Genomic DNA, 11,833 nt, shown 5'->3' on the forward strand with positions numbered 1-11,833 from the left:
ACAAATTCTTGCTACTCCTTTATAAATCTTATGGTTTTAGAAGCCTCTCTAAGCGTTGCTCTAATACTATAAACACCTGAAGATAATGAAGACACATCAACTTGATTTCTATTATGTAAGTATTTAAAATCAAGAACCTTTTGCCCAGTCATATTTACAATTTCAAGTTGGTCAATGCCTTCTTTAGATACTATAAATAATTTTTCATTTACTGGATTGGGATAAATATTAAAAACCAAATCTTCAAAAGTATTCGTATCTAATGTTTGGTCTTCCACAAAACTTACCGTTTGGTTTACGGCAATATCAAAGTAGGTTCGAGTAATTCCATTTGGCCATGTAACTTTTATATAGTCCACTATGTTGGCGTCTCCTATTCCAAAGGTTTCTTTAGTGGAATTTTGCGACATATAGCCTTCCCCATTCAGTAGGACTCTATACTGGATTTTTCCATTGGACGATATTTCAATTCGTGCGCCAGTAGCATCCCTATTACTTATTGTCCCCTGAAGCCGAACTGCTAAATAATTATTTGAATTGCTGGTTTGATTATTCCAGATAAACGGTGGTTCATTGCTATTGTTAACTGCTACAATATCCACTTTACCATCGTTATTGATATCACAAATCGCCGTTCCATGCGTGCGTTTCTGATTGCCCGCAAAACCAATATTTACAGGTTGTGAAAACGAATCACGATCCACACGCTCATAAAATGCAAAAGACGGGTAACCCTCGGAGCCATCAAAAGAACAGCCTACATATAAATCTAAATCCCCATCATTGTCAGCATCTAAAAAATTAGATCCCCAAGCAAAACTATTCAGATTAACGCCCGCCTGCTCTGAGACATCCGTGAAAGTGCCGTCACCATTATTTTTCAGTAGTACACCACCTTTAGTCATGGTGCTTATAAAATCTGGAGTATTGGTGACATAAATATCCAAGAATCCGTCTGCATTGTAATCATCTACCGTAACTGACATAGCATCAATAACTAGCTTGGTGCCTGAAACTTCGCTAACATCAGTAAACGTTCCATCGCCGTTATTTTGATACATGAAATTAGGGGCGAATTTATCGTTAGAAACGTAAAGGTCTTGCCAACCGTCGTTATTAAAATCGAAAAAACCAGAACAGAAAGTCAATTCGGGTGTATTTGCCAATCCTGCTTCTACCGTTTTATCCGTAAACGTACCATCGCAGTTGCTTTGATAGAAATAATTGCTGACAGACGTATTTTCTGTTCTATTGGAAATATAGACGTCCAAACAACCGTCATTGTTTACATCGCCCCAAGAGGCTCCGTATGTCGCTTGAATCGATGTATCTAAACCCGAAGCAATAGTCACATCAATAAGACCTAAGTCCGTCATTTGAAACAATCGATTACCATGAGTATCACTGGTAACAAACAAATCTTTGTCCCCATCATTGTCATAATCTACCCAATTCACAGAACGGGTTTGGTAAAGTATCGGTGGATCAATGAGGACTTCTTCAAAAAAAAGCCCTTGAGAATTTTTGTAGAATCTCAAGGGTACATTTTCTCCGGAAGTGATGGTGATATCATCCCATCCGTCATTGTTATAATCAGCAACACTAAGACTGTTACCAAGCTCCGTCAGACCAGTGTGATCGGTAACACCGATGTTTGTTGCTTCATTTGCAAAATAAATCTGTCCGCTCGATTCTAGCGCAACAGCCAATAACAGTAGAAACATAAATGATCGTGTCATGACTTAAATATAAGACATAATCAATAAAATACGCCACCCTTGAGGTGGCGTATTTATTGATAAAAAGATTTTTTTATTTCTTTATGACCTTAATGGTGTCGGTACGATCGTCACTTTCTAGTCTTACAAAGTAATTCCCGTCGGAAAGTTGACTCATATCTAAAGTCACTTCACTTGTCTTGGGGGACATTTGCATAACTTGTTGCCCTAACAAATTGAAAACCTTTAAATGATCTATATTTTCATTAGCATTAATATAAAGCATAGAGGCTGTAGGGTTAGGATAAAAACTCAATCTAAGGCCCACATCGAAATCAGTCGTTGAGAGCGCCATTCCCGAAAGACGAGCAGTGAAGACGCCCGGCGCGCGACTTGTACCATCATCATTAACTCGGAAGTAATATGTGACACCTGGCGTTAATCCGGTTACAGGACTCGTATTGCATTCTCCCACTTGTGAGCCAGAGCAGTCACTATAGAAACCATATTGAAAGCCCGATGTTATGGAAGCAAAGATCTCGCCTGTAGATGGTGCGGTGAACGAATACCAAACATCACTTTTTGTACCGTTAAAACAATCGTTGGTAATGGCTATATACGTAGCAGCCGTATTGTCGCCTACGATATCCTCATCAAGATTTACTGGTGTAGCATCAGCGCACATATCATTTAATGGAGAAACGTAGGCAGACACTTGGAAATTAATAATGTTGTTCCCTCCAAACTCCCAAACACGAATATAAATGGTTTGACCAGCCAAGCTTATGTCATCAACAGAAACCAATGAATATGCTCCATCTGAACTATCATCATCATCGCATTCTACGGCTACTAAACTTCCACAACTACCTGAATAAATTTGCATACCAGAATCGCCTCCATTTCCAGATGGGTCGGCTTGAGTTTCTATGGTAATACGTCCATCTGCAGGGACAACAACCGAGTACCATAAGTCACCTCCTGCTGTTCCTGAAGGACTATAACTTGCACAACTAGGAGCAGGAAGCTCTCCTGAAGCCGAGGCGGAAGCGTTGGTTTGTCCTCCTACCGCATTATCTGTAAATTGAGTCCCTATGGTTAATGCAATTGCTGAACCGCATAAATCATTGATCGGGGGTGGGGGCAAAGTTCCAACACAGATATCGAAGGTAGTATCGCGGTCCGGTGTCGACGTATACGAATACACTTGAACCAAATAGGTATTACCAATTGTGAGTCCCGAGGTCACACTTGCGTTTGGATCAGAACACTTTAATGCCGCTCCTAAAGTCGCACAGCCCGAGACACCGTCATAAATCGCATGATACATATCTGTAGTATTCCCCGTTATATTAAGAAGATTGATAGTATGCTCCGTGTTTGTTGCTACAAAACTAAACCAAACGTCATCATCATCGGTTCCGAAACAACCCGATCCACTAACTCCAGAATCTGTTGCGCCAGCCACTGTACCCGATGTACTATTAGAACAACTCACATCTGGATTGACAGTTAAAGCAATAGCATTGCCACAGTCATCGTTTGCAGGTGGATCTGGTGGTGGCGGTGTTGTAGATACACAGACATCAAAGGCTGTAGTCTGTCCAGCAGAACTTGTATAGGAATAAACCTGAAGATAATAAGTGTTTCCAATAACTAAATTATCCGTTGTACTGCTATTAGGATCGGAGCATTTGATTGCTGTTCCCAAACTAGTGCATCCAGATGCTCCATCGTATAACGCATGATATAAATCCGCAGTACCGCCGCTGATGTTTAATAATGCAATGTCATGAGATGTTGCAGTTGCTTCAAAACTAAACCAAACATCGTCGTCAGCCGTTCCAAAGCAACCAGAACCTGTTACTCCAGAATCTGTTGCTCCCAGAACTGTTCCTGATGCAGTACTGGTACAGTTATCATCTGAGTTTACCGTCAAAACAATGGCATCGACGCATTCATCGTTCGCTGGAGGATCTGGCGGCGGTGGTGGAGTTAAATTTTGATAGCTAATAGTGTGACAGCTAGTATCTGTACCACAAGAAGAATCAATGTTGACATGAATTTGAACTGAAGTTGAGGTCGCTGTCCATTGTATAGGTGTTGAGCCACTCGACAAAACTGTTGTTCCATCAGCATTGGATACAAGAGTAATAAAGCCCCCACTTGACACTGAAAACTCATAGCCGTCATTTACGTTAAGACCAACAAGTACAGAATAATCACCAAAATAGGCGCAAGCTGTGGTATTTGCCACATTGCCAGAATTATTTGCCGTCACATCATTAGTTGGCCATTTGGACGTATTTATACATTGGGAAAACCCGTAAAACCAACAACCACATAAAAAAAGAAGAAAAGTAATTTTTTTCATAAACGTTAAATTTTAATTATAAACCAAAAAATTACGTTAAAATCTTGTGAAATTTTAGAAAAAAAACAAATTTCGATATACGACCGTTAATTGCGACAAAATACATAAAAAAACTGCGATGAATCACAACGCAGTTTTCTAACATTCATTCTTTTATCCCTAAACCGCTAAGATTCGGTAAATTTCTCCATCACGGCATCACTTACACCCATGTTACTAAAGCCTCCATCATTAAATAAATTTTGAAGCGTCACACGCTTTGTAAGGTCGCTAAAAAGTGTTACCGTGTAGTTTGCACAATCTAAAGCTGTAGCATTACCAAGTGGTGACATCTTCTCTGCATAGGATATAAAACCGTCAAAACCTTTTACGCCTTGACCCGCCGTTGTCGGTGTCGGAGACTGAGAAATGGTATTGACGCGAACTTTTTTATCTCTACCGAAAAAGTAACCGAAACTGCGCGCAATGCTTTCTAGATATGCCTTATTATCCGCCATATCATTATAATCTGGGAATACGCGTTGCGCCGCCATATACGTTAAAGCCACAATGCTTCCCCACTTGTTCATGGCATCGGCCTTGTACAATGTAGACATTACTTTGTGAAAGGACATGGCAGAAACATCAGTTCCTTTTTGGGTCCAATCATATTTTTGATCCGTGTATGGTCTTCCTTTACGTACATTAACCGACATTCCAATAGAATGCAATACAAAATCTAATTTACCCCCTAGAATTTCCATAGACTGCTCTACCAAGTTCTGTAAATCTTCCTCAGAGGTAGCGTCAGCAGGAATAATCTGTGATCCTGTTTTCTCTGCAAGCTCATTGATTTGACCCATTCTCATGGCAATTGGGGCATTGGTTAAAACAAATGTTCCACCTTCTTCATGAACGCGTTCTGCCGTTTTCCAAGCGATGGAATTTTCATCTAAAGCACCGAAAATAATGCCTCGTTTTCCTTTTAATAAATTATACATGTATATGAGTTTTTCTAATGGTTAGTATGAATAATTAGAGCAAATATAGTACTAATTCAATAATTCAATACGCTATTTTATAGCCATGATAAGCATGATTAGCCTTACGGTGTACACTAAAGTAATTATAGCCATTACTATGACGATGCCGTAAGATTCTCTAGAATAATAATCTATTCCCGCAACAATTCCGAAAGTCATCCAAACTAGACATGTGACTATTTCCCAGCTCCTTTTATTTTTCATGTTAATTCAATAATTCCTTAGCATGCACCAAAGCCGATTCCGAGACCTTACTTCCCGCTAACATTTGAGCAATTTCCACAATACGCTGATCATATTGCAACTGTTCTATCTGGGTTTCAGTCTTATCATTGACATCTGTTTTAAAAACCTTAAAATGCCAATCGCCTTTAGCGGCAATTTGAGGAAGATGCGTGATAGAAAATACTTGCATTTTTTGACTCATGGTTTTCATAATCGACGCCATTTTGTTTGAAATAGCCCCTGAAACTCCTGTGTCTATTTCATCAAACATTATGGTTGGTAACTTAATATAGTTGGCTAAAATAGATTTAATAGCCAACATAATACGGCTTAACTCTCCACCTGAAGCGGCTTTCTTTAACTCGGTAAAGTCAGAGCCCTTATTGGCGGTAAACATAAATTGAAGCTCGTCCATACCATTAAACTTAAAGGCTTCTGCTTTTTCAATTTTAATATCAAATCGGGCGTTGGGCATTCCCAAATCGGACAATATAGTTTGAAGTTCTTTAATGAAGTTAGGAACAACAACCTTACGATTTTTGTTTATTGTAGAACCAGTCGTCTTCAATTCGTTTTCTAGTTGCACTATATCCTTTGATATCCCTTCAATTTTTTCATCAAGATGTGTCGTCGCCGTTACTTTTTGCTCAAGCGCTTCCTGAATTTCTAAAAGTTCATCTGTTGTAGACACAATATGTTTTTTCAATAAGCCATTCACTGTTTCCAACTTATCGGAGACTTTCTGAAATTCTTGTGGGTCTAATTGCAAGCTGTCATTGGCATTATTAATATCCTCAGAAAGGTCGTAAAGTTCAATGATAACACTTTCTAAACGCTGGTAAAACAATTCATAGGTTTTACTAAATCCACTGATACTGCCCAAGTTCCGCTTCACAGTATTTAAACGTTCCGTCACGCCAAGGTCATCGGCATTCAAAATATCTTGGGATTCATTTAGCTTTTCAGAAATCGTTTCTACGTTACTCAACTGATTGTAGGTCTCCTCTAAATCTTCCAACTCGCCAGGAATCAGTTGGGCCTCCGTCAATTCCTTCAATAAAAACGCGTTGTAATCGTGTTCTTTTAAGGCATTGGCTTTTTCAGTCTGAAGAGCAATCAATTCCTGTTGTAAGCCTTTTAAATTTTTTAATTTTTCTGAAAAATCAGTCAATAATACCGAATTGTTTGCCAAAGCATCAATCACCTGAAATTGATAGGTATCATCCACCAATTGTATGGTTTGGTGTTGCGAATGGATATCTAAAAGGTAACTGCTTAAAGCGCCCAAACTTTCCAAATTCACGGGGGAATCGTTGACAAATGCCCTAGATTTTCCTGAAGGCAATATCTCCCTACGGATAATCGTCAAAGGTTCGTAATCTAAATCGTATTGCTCAAAAACGGGTTTAATAGTATAACCATTCACATTAAAAACCGCTTCAATGATACACTTATTGGTCTTGTCCTTTACCTGCGAAAGGTCTGCACGCTTACCTAAAACCAAGGACAGACCGCCCAGCAAAATGGATTTTCCTGCACCAGTTTCACCCGTGATAATAGACAAACCCTCTTTAAACTCCACATGGAGCTCATCGATTAAGGCATAGTTTTTTATGGAAAGTGAATGAAGCACAGTGCTGTTTATGAGTGTCTCACAAAGCTACAATATGCAAAGAAAAGATTTAAATTTTCTAGAATTTTATTTGACGCCATTTTGAAGCGTTCAATGGCGAAATCTTATTGAGAATATCAATCAATTTAGTAACATTGACATTTGGTCCTCCTTTGAAAATATCCGCAATTTCATTGGCCTTTGTATCAAAGAATACACGAAGCAGGAATGAATTTGGCCGTCTAGAATTCATTTTAGACAATTCATTAATGGAAATGGCAATATTCTCCTTGCCTTTTTTGGCGCCTTCAGACATTAAATCCAATCCATTGATATGGTAATTGTACATCGTCTGACGGTACTCCTTAAAAGTTGGTGAGAGCATGTTATCTATTAATACAAAGCGCGATTGTAACCCATCTGACAACTTCCAACCCGACGCATTACCCGATTGCGAGTAATTAGTAATGTTTTGTGCTTGTACAAAGTATTCGTCACCACCATTCAACTTAAAAGAATCTGCATCTATTCCTAAAATCATATAGACATGAAAGGCTAAAACCGACACCAGATTAGATTCAAATTGGTTAGGATTGTAAACCAAATTCTGAAATTCTAAATATTGAAACTGAAAGTCCTTATCGTTATAGGAATATAATGGTGTTTTATAAGACGAATTAAAAACCGGTCTTGAGGATTGGACTTGCAACGTGGCGTTAAACGAATCATTATCGTAAGACGTCACATTAATCACCATACTGCAATTAATGCGCTCTAAAGGTTTGTAGGTTTTGTTAGTCCATTTTGTGTTGTTTATAAATTCTGTCAACTGACGCTCCAAGGTTCTAAACACAACATTATTGTCATTCCCCGTTTGTTGGGCAACCACAGTTAACGTACAGTTGAGCTCTTGGGCAAAAATTTGAATTGAAGCAAAAAGGGCTACAAGCAGTAATGCTAGCTTACGCATAGTGTGTTTTGAGTATTAGTTGCATTAAATCTTTAGCGACCTCAGCTTTGGACTTAAGCGCGTTTTCAATAACCTCGTTAGATTTGGTTATAAATGTAACTTTATTTGTGGATACACCAAAACCAGCGCCCTTATCTCTTAGGGAATTGAGTACAATCAAATCCAAATTCTTGGATTTTAGTTTTCTCTTGGCATGCTCTAATTCATTATTGGTTTCTAATGCAAAACCAACCAAAACATGATTTGTTTTAATCTCACCTACCGATTTAAGGATATCCTTTGTTTTTTCTAACTGAATGGAAAACGTCTCTTCCTTCTTTTTTATTTTGTGGTTCGCAATTTCTTTTGGCCTATAGTCTGCAACAGCGGCCGACATAATGGCTATATCACAAGATGCAAAATGCTCGTGAACCGCAGTATACATATCCTGAGCACTGACCACAGGAATTACTTCTATGAAACTGTGAGACACCTTTTCTTTTGAAGGCCCTGAAACTAAAATCACCTCAGCGCCCAATTGAGCGGCGGCGTTGGCAATTTTAAAACCCATTTTACCACTACTATGATTACCGATAAAACGCACCGGGTCAATGGCTTCATAGGTTGGACCAGCCGTAATCAGTACTTTTTTGCCACGTAAGGGCAATTGCTTAAGAATATCCTTTTCAATAAAATCAATGATATCCTCAGGTTCTGCCATGCGTCCTTCACCTACTAATCCACTAGCCAATTCACCGCTAGTAGCTGGTATCATTACATTTCCGAAAGATTGTAATTTCTCAAATGAATTTTTAGTTGAAGGATGCTTGTACATATCCAAATCCATCGCCGGCGCAAAATACACAGGGCATTTAGCTGACAAATACGTAGCCATCAATAGATTGTCGCAAACACCATTGGCCATTTTAGACAAGGTATTTGCCGTTGCGGGTGCAATAACAAAATAGTCGGCCCAAAGGCCTAATTCTACGTGATTATTCCACACTTCGTTTTCGTCCTCTTCACTAGTAAACGAAGAATAAACGGGGTTTTTAGATAAGGTGGATAAGGTGAGTGGGGTGATAAAATCCTTAGAAGCGGGTGTCATCACTACTTTAATGTTGGCACCCGCTTTTATGAATAATCTTACCAGGCTCGCTGTCTTATAGGCGGCAATGCCCGCAGTGATGCCCAGTAAAATGTTTTTGTCTTTTAGAATAGACATTGAAACTTAGTCCTGAGTCGGCTCCTCAGTATTTCTATGATAGATACGTCCGTCTAACCACTCCTTTACAGCTAAAGCGTGTGGCTTCGGTAATTTTTCGTAAAACTTAGAGACTTCAATCTGCTCCTTGTTTTCAAAAATCTCTTCCAAACTATCGTTGTAAGTTGCAAATTCTTCCAATTTGTCAATCAACTCACGTCTAATATCTGTATTGATTTGTTCAGCACGTTTAGAAATTACAGAAATTGCCTCGTAGATATTATCTGTTGGCGCATCAATCTCATTTCTATTGTAAGTAACCGTAGTTACTGGCGCATCGGTCTTTTTTAAATCCATTTCTATATTAATTATTTTTTTGAATCTTCTTTAATCTGAAGGTTTTCCAACTGTGCCTTCATCTCGTTGGCCTCATCCAAATATTTTGTATTTGGAAAGGATTTTACCAAGGCATTGTAGTAGGAAATACCTATCTCTTTTCTGTCTTCTTTTAATGCTTCAATACTCGCTGTTGCCAAGTTGGTCTCCGCTTTAAGCCTGTAAAACAAAGCATCTTCTCTTAAAGTCGCTCCAGGGAAATCCAACAAAAAATTATTGAATGACTTTACAGAAGCCTTATAATCCCTAATGGTGTTGTATTGTTTTGCAATTTCGAAAGCCTTTTTTTCAAGTTTAAAATCGAGTTCCTTAATCATCTTATTCGCTTCAGGCAAATATTGAGACGTAGGATAGGCATTGATAAACAATTGCAACTTCTCTTGGGCTTCAATTGTTTCTTTCTGCTCTTTTGAAAAAATTGGTGACAATTCGTAATAACTTTTTGCCGACAAAAACAACGCTTCTTCGCGCTTTTCACTTGATGGGTATGAACTTACAAAACGCTCTAACCTGTATCCCGAAGTAAAGTAGTCTTCCATATTGTAAGACGTCATAGCGTACATATACATCAATTTCTCCGCTTGTGGCTTCCCTGCATAGTTAGGGACAATCTGTGCAAATAAGCGATGTGCTTTGTTCCACTTCCCTGCATCGTAATATTCTGTTCCGAGTTTGAATTTCATTGCCGTATCTTCAGATTTTAAGGCTTTCTGAAAATCACTGCAAGACACCAAAACCGCACAGGCTAAAAGGCTATAAATTAATTTCTTCATAAATTTTAAACAGGATGCAAAAGTAGGCATTATAAACGGATTTTAAAAACAAATATTGCATGCTAAAATAGGGGCTTATTCAGCACTACATCTCGCTTTAAAGAAACTTTAACTTTAGCCGATTTTTTGGGCTTCGTTTTTGATTTTGGCTTTCAGCGCGTCCGACGCTTCAACCAAGGGTAAACGCACATGTGGTTTAGTGATGTTGAGGCTGTCTAATACTGCTTTGATTCCGGCTGGATTATTTTCAGAAAAAATAAGACTCGTCACCTCCATCAATTTGTAGTGCGCATCAAACGATTCTTTTGCTTTTCCGGCGATACCATCTCTAATCATCTGTGAAAATAACTTTGGGAAAGCTTGTCCAATCACTGAAATCACGCCTGAGCCTCCACCAAGCGCCACTGGTAATGCAAGGTCATCATCACCAGATATGATATGAAATCCTTCTGGCTTGTCCTTTATCAATTGAAAATATTGACTCATTTTGTTTCCAGCTTCCTTTACTGCGATGACATTTTCAAAATCCCGAGCTAGACGCAAGGTTGTTTCGGGTAGCATATTAGACGATGTTCTCCCAGGAACGTTATACAAAATAATGGGTAATGGTGAGGCTTCAGATACAGCTTTAAAATGCTGGTAAATGCCTTCCTGTGTTGGTTTACTGTAGTATGGCGATACGGAAAGTAAGGCGTCAATCTCTGATAAATCCGTCGCTTCAATTTCTGAAATAACCGCACTTGTATTATTACCGCCAATCCCTAAAACCAATGGCACGCGCTTGTTATTGACTTTGGCAATGTGCTTAACGATGTCCTGTTTTTCTTCAAACGTAATCGTAGCACTTTCACCCGTTGTACCGCTAATAACTAAGTATTCTGTACCGTTTTCATTATTGTGATTTACTAATTTTGAAAGGCCTTCAAAATCAATTGATAAATCTGCGTTAAATGGTGTAATCAAGGCAACACCCGTACCAATGAATTGGTTCATTTATAATTTATTTAGTATGGTTAAATATTTTTTAAATTCTGTTTTAAAGACTTCAAATTGCGATGGTTTTACATCAATAATCAAATCGTATAATCGCTCGTCTTTGTTAGATAGTCCCACCTTCAATTCAGCTTTGGACATTACGGCCACTTGATTCAATTCTATAGTATTTGCTTTATAATAACAAATCAGCACATCAAAATCCGTATCAATAAAGGTCTCTAAGTCGAGACTTTTTATCTTTCCTTTCCAGCCAAAATCTTTTGGGCCGTAAAAGGTATCCCATTGCGAATGCACAACAGAATCATCTTGTGAATAGGTTAAGATTTTATGCTTTGGTGAATGCAACTCCAAGGCTTTAAAATATTTCTGAAATGCCTCCTGGTTATCAAATTCCTCAGCATTTAAAAGCACTCCAATAGACACCACTTTATTGGTGCCAACGTTGTTCGTCCTAGCGCTCAGTAGGGCTTCAACATATTTTTGATTGGATTTTTCCTTAAATGCTTTTAAAATCATTTATCTTTAACCTTTGTGCAAATTTAGCAAAAGGGGACACAACTTTTT

The 11,833-nt window shown here is 38.5% G+C and carries 10 protein-coding genes; all 10 read right to left on the minus strand.

The annotated features are described in order from the left end of the window. Nucleotides 1–11: 11 nt before the first annotated feature. Nucleotides 12–1,739, minus strand: a complete 1,728-nt coding sequence (locus tag ACFOSX_RS00890; RefSeq protein ID WP_386096071.1) for an FG-GAP-like repeat-containing protein — start codon at nt 1,737–1,739, stop codon at nt 12–14. Nucleotides 1,740–1,812: 73 nt separating this feature from the next. After that, nucleotides 1,813–4,092: a T9SS type A sorting domain-containing protein gene (locus tag ACFOSX_RS00895; RefSeq protein ID WP_386096073.1), complete on the minus strand. Its 2,280-nt coding sequence runs from the start codon at nt 4,090–4,092 to the stop codon at nt 1,813–1,815. Nucleotides 4,093–4,259: 167 nt separating this feature from the next. Next, entirely contained in the window at nt 4,260–5,072 is an 813-nt protein-coding gene (locus ACFOSX_RS00900; RefSeq protein WP_386096075.1) for an enoyl-ACP reductase FabI, read from the minus strand. 247 nt (nt 5,073–5,319) lie between these two features. Then, entirely contained in the window at nt 5,320–6,972 is a 1,653-nt protein-coding gene (recN, locus tag ACFOSX_RS00905; protein ID WP_386096077.1) for a DNA repair protein RecN, read from the minus strand. 58 nt (nt 6,973–7,030) lie between these two features. Beyond that, a complete protein-coding gene (gene porD, locus ACFOSX_RS00910; protein ID WP_386096079.1) occupies nt 7,031–7,921 on the minus strand; it encodes a type IX secretion system protein PorD in 891 nt (296 codons plus the stop codon). Beyond that, a complete protein-coding gene (coaBC, locus tag ACFOSX_RS00915) occupies nt 7,914–9,125 on the minus strand; it encodes a bifunctional phosphopantothenoylcysteine decarboxylase/phosphopantothenate--cysteine ligase CoaBC (RefSeq protein WP_386096081.1) in 1,212 nt (403 codons plus the stop codon). Before coaBC ends, porD begins: the two co-directional genes overlap by 8 nt. 6 nt (nt 9,126–9,131) lie before the next feature. After that, complete coding sequence (locus ACFOSX_RS00920; RefSeq protein ID WP_386096083.1) at nt 9,132–9,461, minus strand: DNA-directed RNA polymerase subunit omega; 330 nt, start codon at nt 9,459–9,461, stop codon at nt 9,132–9,134. An 11-nt stretch (nt 9,462–9,472) separates the two neighbouring features. After that, complete coding sequence (locus tag ACFOSX_RS00925; RefSeq protein ID WP_386096085.1) at nt 9,473–10,273, minus strand: outer membrane protein assembly factor BamD; 801 nt, start codon at nt 10,271–10,273, stop codon at nt 9,473–9,475. A 114-nt stretch (nt 10,274–10,387) separates the two neighbouring features. Then, nucleotides 10,388–11,266, minus strand: coding sequence for a 4-hydroxy-tetrahydrodipicolinate synthase (gene dapA, locus ACFOSX_RS00930; protein ID WP_386096087.1), 879 nt, complete (start codon nt 11,264–11,266; stop codon nt 10,388–10,390). Continuing rightward, nucleotides 11,267–11,785, minus strand: coding sequence for a DUF6913 domain-containing protein (locus ACFOSX_RS00935; protein ID WP_386096089.1), 519 nt, complete (start codon nt 11,783–11,785; stop codon nt 11,267–11,269). Nucleotides 11,786–11,833: the final 48 nt, after the last annotated feature.

This window comes from Winogradskyella maritima (genome assembly GCF_042650215.1).
Classification (GTDB): domain Bacteria; phylum Bacteroidota; class Bacteroidia; order Flavobacteriales; family Flavobacteriaceae; genus Winogradskyella; species Winogradskyella maritima.